The 16382-nt window shown below is 60.3% G+C and carries 13 protein-coding genes and 1 tRNA gene; 12 read left to right on the top strand and 2 right to left on the bottom strand.

Annotated elements, in window-relative coordinates; all coding sequences use genetic code 11:
• Window positions 1-4 precede the first annotated feature (4 nt).
• The 11 genes from H3V08_RS03440 (at window position 5) to H3V08_RS03390 (ending at window position 13253) form a co-directional block, all read left to right on the top strand.
• Window positions 5-3235: a UPF0182 family membrane protein gene (locus H3V08_RS03440; RefSeq protein ID WP_198181591.1), complete on the top strand. Its 3231-nt coding sequence runs from the start codon at window positions 5-7 to the stop codon at window positions 3233-3235.
• A complete protein-coding gene (locus tag H3V08_RS03435) occupies window positions 3232-3759 on the top strand; it encodes a GNAT family N-acetyltransferase (protein WP_198181590.1) in 528 nt (175 codons plus the stop codon). The genes H3V08_RS03440 and H3V08_RS03435 overlap by 4 nt, the downstream gene beginning before the upstream one ends.
• Window positions 3760-3846: 87 nt before the next feature.
• Entirely contained in the window at window positions 3847-4446 is a 600-nt protein-coding gene (pth, locus tag H3V08_RS03430; protein WP_033498538.1) for an aminoacyl-tRNA hydrolase, read from the top strand.
• Window positions 4436-8020: a transcription-repair coupling factor gene (gene mfd / locus H3V08_RS03425; protein ID WP_198181589.1), complete on the top strand. Its 3585-nt coding sequence runs from the start codon at window positions 4436-4438 to the stop codon at window positions 8018-8020. Before pth ends, mfd begins: the two co-directional genes overlap by 11 nt.
• Window positions 8021-8111: 91 nt before the next feature.
• Window positions 8112-9407 carry a phosphopyruvate hydratase gene (eno, locus tag H3V08_RS03420; RefSeq protein ID WP_198181588.1) on the top strand — a complete coding sequence of 432 codons (1296 nt, stop codon included), beginning with the start codon at window positions 8112-8114 and terminating at the stop codon, window positions 9405-9407.
• Between the two features lie 96 nt (window positions 9408-9503).
• Window positions 9504-10109, top strand: a complete 606-nt coding sequence (locus H3V08_RS03415; RefSeq protein WP_198181587.1) for an FtsB family cell division protein — start codon at window positions 9504-9506, stop codon at window positions 10107-10109.
• Between the two features lie 215 nt (window positions 10110-10324).
• Window positions 10325-10936 (top strand): DUF501 domain-containing protein, encoded by a 612-nt coding sequence (locus tag H3V08_RS03410; RefSeq protein ID WP_232340106.1) that lies wholly within the window; start codon window positions 10325-10327, stop codon window positions 10934-10936.
• Between the two features lie 70 nt (window positions 10937-11006).
• Window positions 11007-12014 (top strand): Ppx/GppA phosphatase family protein, encoded by a 1008-nt coding sequence (locus H3V08_RS03405; RefSeq protein ID WP_198181586.1) that lies wholly within the window; start codon window positions 11007-11009, stop codon window positions 12012-12014.
• Window positions 12015-12076: 62 nt separating this feature from the next.
• Window positions 12077-12159: transfer RNA gene (locus tag H3V08_RS03400), tRNA-Leu, on the top strand.
• A 101-nt stretch (window positions 12160-12260) separates the two neighbouring features.
• Window positions 12261-12668, top strand: a complete 408-nt coding sequence (locus H3V08_RS03395; RefSeq protein ID WP_033490226.1) for an FKBP-type peptidyl-prolyl cis-trans isomerase — start codon at window positions 12261-12263, stop codon at window positions 12666-12668.
• Window positions 12669-12773: 105 nt separating this feature from the next.
• A complete protein-coding gene (locus tag H3V08_RS03390; RefSeq protein WP_033490225.1) occupies window positions 12774-13253 on the top strand; it encodes a GreA/GreB family elongation factor in 480 nt (159 codons plus the stop codon).
• A 112-nt stretch (window positions 13254-13365) separates the two neighbouring features.
• Here the strand turns inward: H3V08_RS03390 and trhA are convergent, their stop codons facing one another.
• Window positions 13366-14307 carry a PAQR family membrane homeostasis protein TrhA gene (gene trhA / locus H3V08_RS03385; protein ID WP_232340105.1) on the bottom strand — a complete coding sequence of 314 codons (942 nt, stop codon included), beginning with the start codon at window positions 14305-14307 and terminating at the stop codon, window positions 13366-13368.
• Between the two features lie 179 nt (window positions 14308-14486).
• On the opposite strand from trhA, the gene H3V08_RS03380 reads away from it, so the two are divergent.
• Window positions 14487-15974, top strand: a complete 1488-nt coding sequence (locus H3V08_RS03380) for a sensor histidine kinase (RefSeq protein ID WP_033490898.1) — start codon at window positions 14487-14489, stop codon at window positions 15972-15974.
• Window positions 15975-16070: 96 nt separating this feature from the next.
• Here the strand turns inward: H3V08_RS03380 and H3V08_RS03375 are convergent, their stop codons facing one another.
• Entirely contained in the window at window positions 16071-16349 is a 279-nt protein-coding gene (locus H3V08_RS03375) for a WhiB family transcriptional regulator (RefSeq protein ID WP_033490224.1), read from the bottom strand.
• Window positions 16350-16382 lie beyond the last annotated feature (33 nt).

Below are 16382 nucleotides of genomic sequence, written 5' to 3'. Positions count from 1 at the left end.
GTTTATGTCTTTCTATGATTTGTTCGGAGCCATGTTCGATCCCGACCAGGATTCCCATAAGCGGGGTCGTCGCCGGGATGAGGATGATCCGGTCATCCTTGATGTGCAGACCGATGGTGACCAGGAGAGTTCCACCTCTCGTGGCCCCGACAGGGGGTTCCGGTTCTCAGGGCCCTCAGCTCCTCGGATTACCAGGTCAGGCAGGCCTGAAGGTGGTCCCTCCAAGGGGACCAGGGTTCTGGCTGTGGTTGTTGCCATCGCTCTCGTGGTGTTTGCCCTCCTCTTCGGCTTGAGCAGGTTCATCACGGATGTCATGTGGTACTCCCAACTGGGTGCCGGACGGGTTATCTGGACCCAATTCGGCGTCAAGGTGGGACTGTGGGTCGCCTATGCCCTTGTACTGGCGGCCGTCACCCTCTTCTCGTCCATCCTGGCCATTCGAGCCCGTCCGGACTCTCCTGACGGATCCACGATCCGCGTCAAGGGTGACCTGATAGAGGTCGGCAAGGGCATATCTTCGAAGAGCGCCTTGAAGGTTGCCGTGGTGGTCTCCCTGGTGGTCGGCATCTTCTTCGGTTCGCAGTTCAATGTGGACTGGAAACAGGTTCTTCTCCTCTTCAATTCCCAGTCCTTCGGCGTCAAGGATCCCCAATTCGGTCTTGATACAGGCTTCTACGTTTTCGTTCTGCCGGGTCTGGAACTGGTCGCCTCCTCTGTCATGATGATTCTTCTCGCCGCCCTGGTCTTCAGCCTGGTTACCAACTTCCTCATGGGGGGCATCAGGCTCACCATGCCGGTCGATGGGAAGGGCATCCTGTCGATGACGGGTCGTGCGCGTAGGCAGGTTGCCATCTGGTTCATGCTGTTCATGCTGGTCTGGGGTGGAAGGACGGCCCTGGGCGTTTTCAATAGGCTCACCGAGGAAGGTGACAGGATTACCGGCGCCTCCTACACCGCGGTCAAGGCGAATATCCCCGTCACCCTGGTCATGGCGGTGCTGATTGCCGCACTGGGGATCATTCTCGGGGTCTGGATACTCCGGTCAAAGACCCTGGCGGAGGTCAGACCTGCTGCGGATTCGGTGGCGATGGCGGTGAAGCAGTGGCGTCTGCCCGTCATTTCCATTGCGGGCACCATTGTCGTTGCCATTCTTCTGACCGGTGTCTGGCCGGCAGTGGTCCAGCGATTCCGTGTCAGCCCGAATGCCCAGGAGATGGAGTCGGAGTACATACAGCGCAATATTGCGGCCACCACTCAGGCCTATGGTCTTACCAACCTGAAAAACGAGTCCTACGACGCAACCACTGAGGTTCAGTCCGGAGCCCTGTCGCAGGATGCAGAGACCACGGCGCAGATCAGACTTCTCGACCCCCAGGTGGTTTCCCCGACCTTCCGCCAGTTGCAGCAGTCCAAGCAGTACTACACCTTCGAAGACACCCTTGCTGTTGACAAGTATGAGATCGACGGGATCAGCCAGGATACGGTCATCGGTGCCAGGGAGCTGGATCTGGAGGGCAACGACAATCGCAACTGGGTCAACGACCATACGGTCTTCACCCACGGTTATGGCATTGTGGCGGCCTACGGAAACAAGGTGACCCCTGATGGGCAGCCCGAGTTCTTCGAGCAGGACATTCCCACCAAGGGCAAACTGACCGAGTCCCAGCACTATGAACCCAGGATTTACTTCTCTCCCAATGCCCCCGAGTATTCAATCGTGGGTGCGCCGGAGGGGGCGAGTGGTTGGGAGTTCGATTACCCGACCGGTTCGAAGGGGGCCACCAATACCTTCAAGGGTGATGGCGGACCCTCGGTCGGCAACTTCATGTCCAGGGTGCTGTATGCCATCCGATTCGGCTCCGACCAGATACTCTTCTCGGACCGTGTGACCCCCGACTCCCAGATTCTCTACAATCGCTCACCCAAGGAGAGGGTGGCCAAGGTCGCCCCCTATCTGACCCTGGATGGCAGGGTGTACCCTGCAGTGGTCGACGGCCGTGTCAAGTGGATTGTGGACGGATATACCACATCCGATGCCTATCCGTACTCGCAGAAGGTCGATTTGGGGCCGATCACCCAGGACACCACCACCCTGAGTTCCGAGGCAGTCAAAGGATTGGGATCACAGGATGCCAACTACATCAGGAACTCGGTCAAGGCAACTGTCGACGCCTATGACGGTTCCGTCGACCTCTACGCCTGGGACCAGGACGACCCGGTACTCAAGGCCTGGCAGCAGGTGTTCCCCGGTCAATACAAGCCGCTCTCGGAAATCTCGGGTGACCTGATGAGTCACATGCGTTATCCGGAGAGCCTCTTCAAGGTTCAACGACAGCTTCTCTCGCGGTATCACGTCAACTCGGCCAGCCAGTTCTTCTCAGGGGAGGATTTCTGGCAGACCCCCGTCGATCCCACAGGAAGCAGCAGGGAGCAGAACGATGGGGTCAAGCAGCCGCCCTACTACCTGACCCTGCAGACCCCGGGAACCGATAAGCCGGCCTTCTCCCTGACCTCGACCTTCATTCCCGCAGGCACCTCCACCCGTGAGATATTGACGGGATTCCTCTCCGTCGATTCGGACGCGGGCTCCAGGAAGGGCGTGATAGGGCCGGATTACGGGACAATCAGGCTGATGGAACTCCCCAAGAACTCCAATGTTCCAGGGCCGGGACAGGCGCAGAACAACTTCAATTCCGATGCGGCCGTCTCCACCGAGTTGAACCTGCTCCAGTCGGGATCGACCAAGGTCAAACGCGGCAACCTCCTGACCCTGCCGATAGGAGGGGGCCTCATCTACATCCAACCGGTTTATGTCCAGTCCAGTGGGTCCACCAGCTTCCCTCTCCTGAAGCGGGTTCTTGTGGCCTTCGGCGACAAGGTCAGCTCGGCCCCCACCCTTGATGATGCGCTGAACAAGACCTTCAAGGGGAACTCGGGCGCAGCTGCTGGGGATGCGGAGAACGCCACCGCACAGACATCGGCTGCTGCACAGTCGGTTGCGGGACAAGGCCAGGATGACGGAGACGGGGAGGGGCATAACGCCTCCCAGCCTGCCTCAGCCGGGACTTCAGGAAACACCGAGGCCCTGCGCCAGGCCCTGAATCAGGCCAATCAAGCCATGTCCGATTCTGATGCGGCTTTGAAGAAGGGCGATTTCAGCGCCTATGGGGAGGCGCAGGACCGTCTGAAGGAGGCCCTGAAGCTGGCCACCGAACAGGAGGGCGAGAGGCAGTGACTGCCGCCGGGTCCGATTCGCAGGTCCAGGACCCGTTGATCCGGCTCTGCTGTGAGCAGGACCTGGGGCGTCTTACCGAGATATACAACCAGGCGGTGCTCGACGGAGGTTCCACCGCCGACCTGGAGCCGGTCAGTCGGGAGGCCCGTCGTGACTGGCTCCGCGTTCACCGGCCTGACCAAGGGCATCCCGTCATGGTGGTCGAGGTCGAAGGTGAAGTGCAGGCTTTCGGTTCCCTGTCTTCGTATTATGACCGGCCGGGCTATGCGAATACCTGCGAACTGGGGTATTACGTTGACCGGTCCGCCCGGGGGAGGGGCCTGGCCACTGTTCTGGTAAGGGCCCTTATCGATGCGGCGAAGAAGTCGGGTATGCGAATGGTCGTCGCAGTCATCTTTGATGACAACCCCGGCACCAAGGGTGTTCTGGGGCATTTTGGGTTCCGGAGGTTCGGCCTTCTGCCGAAGGGGGCATCGGACCGATATGAAGTCCACGATGTCTCCTACTGGGTCCTCACCCTCTGAGTGAACAAGGCTGCCGGACAAGGGAACCGGTCGCGAATCCTGTGTAGAATCTCAACGATCCGACGAGAGCAGGAGGCAGGTACAGGCATGGCATCAGATTTCTGGCTTATAGCCGGACTGGGCAATCCCGGGAGCAGGTACGAAGGAACGCGCCACAACATGGGATTCATGTGCGCCGATGTCCTGGCCGAACGGTGGTCCGTCTCCTTCGCCGATCATAAGGGTCTGGCCATGCTGGGACGGGGGGTCATGAACCTGGATTCCCGTCAGGTCAAGTTCCTTCTTGCCAAGCCGCTGACTTTCATGAACGATTCCGGTAACGCCCTGGCTTCCATCAGTGCGTATTACCATATCGACACCAACCATATCGTGGTCATTCACGACGACATGGACCTGGAATTCGGCAGAATCAAGGTCAAGGCCGGTGGATCTGCCGGCGGACACAACGGCATCCGTTCCATAGATCGGTCCCTGGGCAGTAACGCGTACTCCCGTGTGCGGCTGGGGGTGGGCCATGCCCAGCGCGGGCAGGATGCCCACCGCAAGACGGTCGACTGGGTCCTGGGAGGGTTCTCGGGTGCCCAGCGCAGTGAATTGCCGGACTTCCTGGCTGACGGAGCCGATGCGGCAGAGACCATCGTCTTCAAGGGGGTTCCCCAGGCCCAGGAGCAGTTCAATGGCCGTTGATCACACCACGGATTCAGAGGATTCCCGGCAGGGAGAGACCGAGCACCTCGTTGCCCTGGACGGTGCCCTGCATGACCTCCTTGAGCCTCTTTTTGATGACGAGACCTTTGCCCGACTTGCCGACGGGAAGATCGAGCCTCCCGCTTCGGACATAGATCCCTCCCTTCTGGTCCAGGCCCCATTGGGTGCCCGCCCGGCCCTGGCCGTGGCAGCCGCGGGGCAGGGGCCGGTCGTCATGGTGGTGCCCTCCGAGCATGATGCCCAGGAGATGGGCCGATCCATCAGGTCCTGGTACGGGGGCGATCCCCACGATGTGGCCACGCTGGAAGCCTGGGAGACCCTGCCCCACGAGCGCCTGTCGCCCAGGGCTGACACGGTGGCCTCGCGAATGGCGGTTTTCCGCCGCCTGGCGCATCCCATAGAGGGTGATCCGATCTTCGGACCGATCAGGATTCTGGTCATGCCCATCCGTTCCCTTCTCCAACCCGTGGTGAAGGGGCTTCAGGACGTGGAGCCCCTGGTATTCACGGTCGGTGCCGAGATGGATATGGGCCGTGCCGCCGAAGCCTTGGTCCGTAACGCTTACACCCGGGTCGACCTGGTGATGGAGAGGGGCCAGTTCGCCGTCAGGGGAGGCATCCTGGATGTCTTCGTGCCCACCATGCCCCACCCCGTTCGCATTGAGTTCTTCGGCGATGAGGTTGACACCATCCGTTCATTCCATGCTTCGGATCAACGCACCTTCGGCGATGGGCTGGATCGGATCTGGGCTCCTCCATGTCGTGAACTACAGCTGACCGACCAGGTGCGGCAGCGGGCCAAGGCCCTGATTGGGAGCATCCCCAACGCTGATGACATGTTGGAGTCCATCGCCCAGGCCATACCGGTCGAAGGCATGGAGTCTCTCCTGCCTGCCCTGGTGCCCGACCTTGTGCCGGTGCAGAGCATGCTTCCCGACAGTGCCCTGGTTCTCCTCTCCGAACCCGAACTCCTGCGCCGGTCGGCCCAGGATCTGACCAAGACCGCGAACGAGTTTCTTGCGGCCAGCTGGCATGTGGCGGCCTCGGGACATGGAGCCGGTGCCCCCATCAGCTTCGACCAGGCCAGTTTCCTGGAGTACGACCAGATCATTTCCGCGCTGGAATTCAGCAAGCACCAGGTCTGGAAACTGACGGAGCTGTCTGTGGACACAGACCGCGAGGGGGCGGAACGCCTCGACGCTCAGACGCCTGACGAATACCGCGGGGACGAGGATAAGGCCCGGTCCGGCCTGATGGGTCTGACCAAGGCGGGCGACCGGGTTGTGGTCACGGCAGCCGCCCAAGGGACCCTGAGTCGACTACGCCGGGCTCTGGAATCCGCTGGTATTACCGGGGTGGAGTATCTGCGCTCCATGGCCGTTGACGGATTCGTCGATTCGTCTGCTCGCCTGGCTCTCCTGACCGAGCGTGACCTGACTGGTCGGACCAGTGTGGCCGCAGGTCAGAAGACCTCGGGCAGGCGACGCAAGGCCATCGACCTGACCGAACTCAAACCAGGCGATTTCGTGGTGCATGATCAGCATGGCATCGGAAAGTACCTGGGCATGAGGCAAAGGACCATCGGCAATGGCCCCACGAAGGGCAGCCGAGAGTATCTGGTTCTGGAATACGCTCCGAGCAAGCGCAATGCTCCACCCGACAAGCTCTTCGTTCCGGCCGACCAGCTGGATCAGGTCAGCAAGTACATCGGTGCAGAGATACCGAAGCTCAACAAGCTCGGCGGTTCGGACTGGTCGGCCACCAAGGCCAAGGCGCGGAAGCACGTTCACCAGATAGCCCAGGGCCTGGTCAAGCTCTATTCCGCGCGCCAGCGAACCAAGGGATTTGCCTTCAGCCCGGATACACCCTGGCAGAAGGAACTTGAGGATGCCTTCCCCTTCCAGGAGACCCCCGATCAGCTGACCACCATCGATGAAGTCAAGGCCGACATGGAACGCCCGGTGCCGATGGACCGCTTGATCTGTGGTGACGTGGGCTTCGGGAAGACCGAGATTGCCATCAGGGCTGCCTTTAAGGCGGTCCAGGACTCCAAACAGGTCGTGGTTCTTGTGCCGACCACTCTTCTGGTTCAACAGCACCATCAGACCTTCGTCGACCGCTTCGAGGGATTCCCGGTCAATGTAGCAGCCATGAGCCGCTTCCAGACCGCCAAGGAGAACCAGGCCACCATGGCGGGACTGGCCGACGGGAGTGTCGACGTGGTTATCGGCACCCACAAGCTCCTCAACCCCAAGATCCGGTTCGAGGACCTTGGGCTGATGATCATCGACGAGGAGCAACGCTTCGGGGTTGAAGACAAGGAGACCCTGAAGGCCATCAGGACCAACGTCGATGTCCTCTCCCTCTCCGCCACCCCCATACCCCGTACCTTGGAGATGGCAGTGACCGGAATCAGGGAGATGTCCACCCTCGCCACGCCTCCTGAGGACCGGCTGCCGGTCCTGACCTACGTCGGGGCCTATGAGGATGCCCAGGTCACGGCTGCCGTCCGTCGTGAGCTCCTGCGCGGTGGGCAGGTCTTCTACATCCACAACCGGGTTGAGGATATCGGCAAGGTGTCGGCCAAGGTCCAGGAACTGGTCCCTGAAGCCAGGGTCGGTGTGGCCCACGGCAAGATGGGGGAGAAGCAGTTGGATGGAATCATCCAGGACTTCTGGCGCCGCGACATCGACGTCCTGGTCTGCACCACCATCGTCGAGACCGGTCTGGATATACCCAACGCCAACACCCTGATTGTAGACAGGGCCGATAGGTTCGGCCTCTCTCAGCTGCACCAGCTGCGTGGCAGGGTGGGCCGGGGCCGTGAGCGCGCCTACGCCTACTTCCTCTATGATCCCAGCAAGCCCATGACCCAGACAGCTCATGACCGTCTGGCCACCATCGCCCAGAGCACGGCCCTGGGTTCCGGATACGATGTGGCCATGAAGGACCTGGAGTTGCGCGGAACGGGTAACCTCCTGGGTGATGAGCAGTCGGGACACATCGAGGGGGTCGGGTTCGACCTATACGTCCGGATGGTCTCCCAGGCCGTTGAGGAGTACAAGGAACCACAGGCTGCCCCATCGGTCAACGTCAGCATCGACCTGCCCATCGAGGCCTCGGTTCCGGTGGATTACATAGACTCCGACAAGCTCCGTCTTGAGGCTTATAGGAAGTTGGCGTCGGCTCGTAACGACCAGGACCTCCAGGATCTTCATGAGGAACTGACCGACCGATACGGTCAACCGCCCGCCGAGTTCGACACCCTCTTCGCCATTGCCCGGCTTCGGGCCAAGGCTCGGAAGTTGGGCATCGCGGAGATTGCCACCCAGGGTGGGCGTGTCCGGGTCAGACCCTTGAATCTGCCGGAGTCGTTGCAGTCGAGGATGGAGCGCATCTACAAGGGATGCCAATACCGACCTGTCACCAGCACGCTGCTGGTTCCCGCCCCGTTCGCAGGGTCCCTGGGATCGGGTCCGATGGATTCCGGCCAAATGGTGGAATGGGTTGACCAGCTTCTGGATGACCTGGCGTGGCACCACGAAGAGTTGTGAGCGTGAGCGCTAACGGGTTGGTATTGTATCTGGTCCAACAAAACTAGTATTCTGTAGGAGACATCACAACAACAGTCTTAAAGGAGCAGTTGTGGCAGCAATTGAAAGCGTATATGCGCGCGAAATACTTGATTCCCGTGGAAACCCGACCGTAGAGGTCATCCTGCAGACCGAAGACGGTGCAGAAGGCCACGGCCTGGTGCCCTCGGGTGCTTCGACCGGTGAGGCCGAGGCCTGGGAGCGTCGCGACGGCGACAAGAAGCGTTACATGGGCAAGGGTGTACTGGACGCCGTCAAGGCGGTCAACGAGACCATCGCCCCCAACGTCATCGGCATGGATGCCAGCGACCAGCGTGCCCTGGACGAGACCATGATCGACCTCGATGGAACCCCCAACAAGGGCAAGCTGGGCGCCAACGCCATCCTGGGCGTCTCCCTCGCTGCTCTCTATGCTGCGGCCGAGTCCGCCGAGCTGCCCCTCTACCGTTACCTGGGCGGCACCAACGGACACATCCTGCCCGTTCCCAACATGAACATCATGAACGGTGGCGCTCACGCCGACTTCGCCACCGACATCCAGGAGTACATGATCTCCCCCTACGGTTTCGATTCCTACAGTGAAGCCCTGCGCGCCGGTGTCGAGGTCTACCACACCCTCAAGGGCATCCTGAAGAAGGACGGACACGATACCGGTCTGGGTGACGAGGGTGGCTTCGCCCCCAAGATGAAGTCCAACGAGGACTCCCTGAAGTACATCGTCGACGCCATTCAGGCCGCCGGCTATGAGCCCGGCAAGCAGATTGGCCTCTGCCTTGATGTAGCCTCGTCGGAGTTCTACAACAAGGACACCGACAAGTACCACTTCGATGGTGCCGATCGTGATGCCGATTACATGCTGGACTACTACCAGGGCCTGGTCGAGCGTTACCCGCTGGTCTCCATCGAGGATCCCTTCGCCGAGGAGGATTGGAACGCCTGGCAGAAGATCACCGCCGCCATGGGCGACCGTCTGCAGTTCGTCGGTGATGACCTCCTGGTCACCAACCCCAAGAGGCTCCAGAGGGGCATCGACCTGAAGGCCGCCAACTCCCTCCTGGTCAAGCTGAACCAGATCGGTACCGTCACCGAGACGCTGGACGCCATCGAGCTGGCCACCGCAAACGGCTTCACCTCCATGGTCTCCCACCGTTCCGGTGAGACTCCTGATACCACCATCTCCGACCTGGCTGTTGCCAAGAACACCCGCCAGATCAAGACCGGTGCTCCGGCCCGTGGTGAGCGTATCGCCAAGTACAACCGCCTGCTCGAGATCGAGGAGGAGCTGGGCTCCACCGCCGAGTATGCAGGTTACAGCGCCTTCAAGGCCTGCAAGCAGTACACCAAGTAGTAGAGCAAGGTCCCAGGTTTCGGCTGTTCTGGCCGGAACGTGACACCTTGAAACCCGTGGCGGCCCGAGTCGGCTGTCACGGGTATTTTTATAGGTATGGCCAAGAACTCAACCAAGTCCTCCCGAAAAGGCGCAGGCACTCAGAATGACAGGAAGCGGACCAGTCGCAGCTCGGCCGGTCCCATATCCTTCTTTCTGGCTCTCATCATCATGGCCCTGGGGCTGATTCATCTTGCCGCCACATTCCACTCCTATGCCATCAACCTGTCCGAACTGAACGGTCTGAAAAACCAGGAAGCTCAGTTGGTGGCCAGGAAACAGAACCTGGAGAACCAGATTCAGCGATGGAATGACCAGGCCTACGTCACAGCCCAGGCCAGGGAGCGCCTCGGATTCATCTTTCCAGGAGAACAGGCCATCAGGGTTCTTCATCCCGAAGCCGTGACCGGCCAGGATGACCAAAGCGCCAAGACCAACAAGGGTATTCAGGCCCCACGCAAGAACACCCTGCCCTGGTATCAGGAAATGGCATACTCGTTCAAGAAGGCCGACCAGAGACCTGATGCTCTTGCGTCTGCCCAGGGGGTGACCGCCCCGGGGCAGTCCAGGTCCCAGGGCCAGGCCGGGCAGAATTCCAATCAGGACGGGCAGGATTCATCCATTCCTCCGAACAGCGAAGAGTGGGATGAGGACAGTGAATAGGCAGTGGTAGGCGTACCGTCGGCCAGCGGTCCGGAATTCCTGCTGATAGAAGGAACTTGAAGAGCGGTGGCGATAGACGGCCCGCAACCAGGTTCCTATGCTCAGGAGTCTGGCCTGATTGCATAACGGTCCCATGCTGGACCGTACAGAACAGGGTGAGGTCTCGGCCTTCCCGATTTTACGGATATTCGGACATATAAGGAGCATGAGTACTGATGCAGGATGAGAGAGTGGGAGCAGTCCAGGCCGGATCGAACGAGGCCATGGAGATCCTGGTGGACAGCATCCTGGCACAACCTGCAACCGAAAAGGAGATTGCCGGGGTTCAAAGCCAGTTGGGTCGCTACCCTCGTGGAATGGTGGCCGTCGGCGCGCGGTGTGTCTGTGGCAACCCCCTGGCCGTCGTGACCAGGCCTCTTCTGCCAGACGGGACCCCCTTCCCCACAACGGCGTATCTGACCTCTCCAGAGGCCGTCAAAGAGGTCTCCCACTTGGAGGCCAACGGTATCATGAACGATTTCAACCAGGACCTGGCCGATGATGAGGACCTGGCACGGCTATACCGCCAAGCGCATCAGACCTATCTGGACTTCCGCCATGCCCTGGCGCTCAGGCTTGGCGACAGCGAGGAGCATATCCGCAAAATCTCGGCCGGCGGGATGCCGACCAGGGTAAAGTGCCTTCATGCGCTGACCGGGCAATCGCTCGTCATGGGGGCCGGTGTCAATCCTCTGGGTGATCGGGTCCTGTCCATGATCAGGCCGGCCTTCGACCCCATGGTCTGCAGGTGCGCCCGACCCTGGGGAACGGACTTGGAGCAGGAATGAGCAGGAGAGCGTCCATCGGAGCGGTCAGGATGCTGTGTGCAGGGCGGCATACGGAAACAGGGGAGGACAAATGACGGATCAGGTGACTGTCGCCGGTGTCGATTGCGGTACCAATTCCATCCGGCTGCTGATTGCGCGGGTGGATGAACAGGGTTTGCACCCCCTGGCACCCAGGAGCATGGAGGTCATACGGCTGGGGGAGGGCGTTGACAGGAACCACCGCTTCGCGGACCAGGCACTTGAGCGGGCCTACCGGGCCTGTCGGCTCTTCGCGGACCAGCTAGATTCGTACAAGGTGGACGGTATCCGTTTCGTGGCCACGTCGGCCACCAGAGACGCGGCCAACCGCAACGATTTCGAAGAGGGAGTACAGTCCATACTCGGTGTCAGACCCGAGGTGATTTCCGGTACCGAAGAGGCCGAACTGAGTTTCCTGGGGGCTATCAGTGTGCTGAAGTCGTCCCCTCGCACCGCACCCACCCCCAAAGCCCCCTACATGGTGGTCGATTTGGGTGGAGGATCCACAGAACTGGTCGTCGGAGGCGATGGGAATCAATCACCGGTGGACAGGGCCGGATCCTCATACTCCATGAACATCGGTTCGGTCCGGATCACCGAGCGCCATCTTCTCGCTGATCCGCCCGCCCAGGATCAGATTGACCAGGCGGTCGAGGATGTGGACCGCCACATCGATCGGGCATTCGAAACTGTGCCCGTTGCAGGGGTAGGCACGCTTGTGGGGGTCTCCGGAACGGTCACCACCATGAGTGCCCTTGCTCTGGGCTGCACCGAGTACGATTCCCGACGCGTTGATGGGGTGACCGTACCGGTAAGCCAAGCCAGGCAAACCAACCAGGAAGTGCTCCATATGAGCCGACAGGAACGTCGTGGTCTCAGTCCCATACACCCTGGCCGCATCGATGTGATTGGTGGCGGGGCATTGATCTGGGACCGTCTTCTTGAGCGGATATCCCAGGCCTGCCCAGCGGTCCAGGCAGGTGGTGCCTACATTGCCAGCGAACACGGCCTCCTGGACGGGCTGGTTCTGGATTACGGGCGTAGTCTCCTGCATTCTTGACCGGTCTGGTTGCGCGGAGGCTGTTCCGCCTGTGCGCTATGATATGACGGTACGGGTCCTTGGCCCCGGTGGCGAAATGGTAGACGCATCGGACTTAAAATCCGCCGCCTGTACTGGCATGTGGGTTCGATTCCCACCCGGGGCACAAGCGGATAGGTCTCGTTGACCAGGTGGACGAACGTACCGACTTGTGACCAGGCCAGTGAACCGATACTCTGGAACGCGACGAAAACCAAAGGAGTTGTCATGAGTGACCAGTCCATGCCCAAGGTGAATGCCGTCTTTGGTGCCACACCCGAGGTTGAGTTTCAGGGGGCGGCCCCTCAAGGTCTGCGAACCGTGGAATTGGTGGAGGGTGACGGCCCCGTTGTGAGGAAGGGCGACACGGTTACCGTCAACTACCACGGGCTTATCTGGGGAACCGACAAGGTTTTCGATTCCAGCTTTGAGCGTCACCAGCCTGCAAGCTTCGGCATCGGTGTCGGTCAGGTTATTCGCGGTTGGGACCAGAGTGTCCCCGGCCACAACGTGGGTTCCAGGCTGGTGGTTTCCATACCGCCCGAATACGGTTACGGCAGCAGGGGTGTTCCCCAGGCCGGTATCGGGGGCGATGACACCCTGGTCTTCGTGATCGACATCATATCGACTCGATGACCATCAATCTGTAAGGTGCCGGTGAGGGCCGGCGCCTTTTCCATATCCCGGTCGTATAGGTGAACGAGTTGGACCGGAAGAGCGAATCGACACAAGGAGGAGACCATGGCTGAGGAAAAAACGATCCTGCTGACACAAGCCGCCTATGACAAGCTGAAGGAGGAGCTGGACCGCCGCCAGGGTGAATACCGAGATGAGATCACCGAGCGAATCGCCGCAGCCCGTGCCGAAGGTGATTTGAGTGAAAATGGCGGCTATCAGGCCGCCCGTGAGGAGCAGGGGAAAAACGAGGGCAGAATCAACGAGCTGATCGTCAAGCTCCGTAACTCACAGATTCTCAAGGCTCCCAAGTCCGGCAAGGTGGGCAACGGCTCCCTGGTGACCCTGACCATAGCCGGAAACGACATGGTCTACGTTCTGGGATCCCGTGACCTGGCCGTGGCCACGGAGTATGACGTAATCAGCCCCGAGTCTCCGATTGGAGCAGCCATTCTTGGTGCCAAGGAGGGCGATACGGTCAGCTACAAGGCTCCCAACGGCAAGGACATCTCGGTTACCGTCAAGGAGGCCAAGCCTCTCAAGTAGTGAGGAATCCGGGAGGAGCGCTCCTGTAAGGAAGAATCCAGGCGCCTCGGCCGATTAAGCCGGGCGCCTTTCTTATGACTCGGACCATCCCATACCGGACTGGTCATACGGCTTAGCGCAGGTTACAGACCACCAGGAAGATGGCTACGGTGTGGCAGACGTACCCGATGACGGTTCCGCAGTGGAATATCTCATGGAACCCGAAAACGCGGGGCCAGGGGTCAGGTCGACGCAGACCGTAGGCAATGGCTCCCAGGATGTAGGCCGCGCCTCCAGCTACAATCAACCAGACTACGGGAGGTCCGGCGACAGGGGACTGCCAGAAGAGTCCCAGGAAGAAGACCCCCGAAACTCCGAAAACCACGTAGACAAGGGTGTACAGCCAGCGAGGGGCATTGATCCAGAAAACGTGGACCACCATGGCGACCAGGGTTGCCGACCACATGCCAATGATGATGGTCCGCCTCCAGAAGGTGTCCAAGGCAAAGGCGACGGGAGTATAGGTGCCTGCAATCAGGAGGAATATATTGACGTGGTCGAACCGTCGCAGGACATCGGTGACTGCTGGTGACCAATCGCCCAGATGGTAGAGGGCGGAATTGCCGAAAAGGGCCAGCGAAGAGACCATGAAGACGGTGCAGGCCAGTTTCATGGGCAGACCCCGGCCCAGGCAGATCAGGACGATGCCGGCCGCCAGCGCCAGGGGAGCGGCAACGGCATGGATCCAGCCTCGCAGGAGGGGCTTGGGGCGGCCGTGAACATCCAGCCTGACCTTCCGCTCAATCTCCTCGCTTGGGAATCCCTCGATTTTGGCAGCCTTGGCTTCGGCCTTGGCCATGATTCTGGCCGCCTTTTCCCTGCCTTTTGCTCGTATGGCATCCGCCTTGGCCTGCATGTGTGCCTCGTGGGCCAGATCAGCATCCTTGCGCAGGTATATCAGCTCCTGGCGGCGTTTGCTCCTTCTGAGGTCCAGATCGGGGTTCTGTTCGGTGTTCGAGGATTCGGAGACCGGAGTGGACCCGCGTTGCTGGTCCCTTGTTGCCTTGCCTGCCATGGGTCTCCTTCAAGAGTATTGCGAGCCCGGGTCGCCTGGCTAGTCCAGGTTCGTCTCCGGCTGTGACGGCTGCAATCCAGCCTACCCCCATACCTGCTTTCCAGGGTGTCATAAGCGGGGCCTTCCTGCTTGGAGAAGACCTGCGTGGGCCGCTGAGGTCAGAGGCTATGATGTTGGATATGGCTGATTTTTCGGAGATTCTGGCTTCATGTGATGATTGCGACGAGGAGGATCGGGAGTGGCTCCACCATCTGGTGGCGGACTGGCAGGTCATTGCCGATTTGAGCTTTGCCGACCTCCTGCTTGTACTGCGGACCAAGGGCGGTACATTCAAGGTGGCCGAACAGTGCAGACCGTCCACGGTCATGTCCTTGCGAACAGAGGACGTTGTCGGCACTGTGCCTCCTGAGGATCGGCAGGAGGAGCTGGAGCAGGCCATGAAATCCAAGGGGGTGCTGCGTTCGAATAAACTGAGCACTTTCGGCAAGGCCACGGTCTGCGATGTCTATGCCCCCATCCGTCACAAGGGGAAAACCCTGGGACTGGTGGTCCGGGAGACCAACATGGCCACCAGGGAGTCCAACGGGCGGTACGAGAGTGAGAGCATCAACGCCGGCAAGGAACTCTTCGAGATGATAACCCGGGGGGAGTTCCCCTATTCGGACTCGGTCCTCAACCAACGCCATAACGCCAGGGTTGCGGACGGGTTCTTTGTGCTGACGGCCGGGGGTATAGTCCGATACGCCTCACCGAACGCCATCAGCTGTTTCCGTAGGCTTGGCTCCGTCGACACCATGACAGGGCAGTATCTGAGTGAAATCGGTACCTCCCTCCTGCATAAGAACGATCCCGTCCCCGATTCGCTGCCCCTGGTGCTGAGCGGTAAGGCCGCAGTGGACTCGGAGCTGGACGCCAACGGTTCGGCTGTTTCCATGCGTTCCCTCCCTCTTTACGGGCGGCACGGCAGGATCGGGTCCATCGTCCTGTGCAGGGATGTGACCGAGTTGCGCAGACGTGAGAAGGAACTTCAGACCAAGGACGCGACCATCTCGGAAATCCACCACAGGGTCAAGAACAACCTACAGGCTGTTTCGGCCTTGCTGAGGCTTCAGGCCCGGCGAACCAAGTCCGACGAGGTCCGAAAGGAGCTGGAGGAGGCCCAGCGCCGTGTGCAGACCATCGCCGTGGTTCATGAGGGGCTCAGCCAGACCGCTGATGAGATTGTGGACTTCGACAAGGTCATATCCAACCTCCTCAAGATGAGTGTCGATCTGGCCACTACGAGCGACCAGCACATCTCCATTTCATACGTAGGCAAGTTCGGCATGATGCCTGCCCAGGATGCCACTCCGCTCTCCCTGGTCCTGACCGAGCTGGTCAACAATGCCGTCGAGCATGGGTTCGAGGGGCGCACGGAGGGCCATATCACGATTTCCGTGGGAAGGGGCGGCAACAACCTGAATGTGGTCGTCGAGGACGATGGTAACGGTTACAGCACCGAGTCCGACGAGGGCAGGGCCAAGTCCAGCGGGTCCGGTCTGGGCACGCAGATCATCAACACCTTCGTTACCAACGACTTTGGAGGTACGGTCCGTTGGGAGCCCCGACGCGATGGGGGAACCCGGGCCGTCATCAACATCAAGCTCCGCGTGGCGCAGGATGTCTGACAGGTCATAGGAAAGCGAAGAGGCCACGGGGTTCAACCCGTGGCCTCTTCTTATTGATAAGATCCGCCTGCCGATGGGGCAGGTACAGAGCCTGAATCAGGACTGCATCTGCATGGCCTGAGAACGCCGTGCCCGCATGGCCCTGCGCTTCAATGCCCTGCGCTCATCCTCACTCAGGCCTCCCCAGACACCATAATCCTGGTTGGTATCCAGTGCACACTTGAGGCAGGCATCAATCACCTTGCAGGAGCGGCAAACGGCCTTCGCCTCTTCGATCTGCTGATAGGCGGCACCGGTATTGCCAACCGGGAAAAAGAGCTCCGGATCCTTATCGCGGCAAGCGGCTTTTGCACGCCAATCAAACGCATTACTCATTTACCTGTTCCTCCAAGTCGTTCCACTGGACTC

The organism is Bifidobacterium sp. M0307 (assembly GCF_016100445.1).
GTDB classification, from domain to species: Bacteria; Actinomycetota; Actinomycetes; order Actinomycetales; family Bifidobacteriaceae; genus Bombiscardovia; species Bombiscardovia coryneformis.
This window is presented reverse-complemented; position numbering and strand designations above follow the sequence as displayed.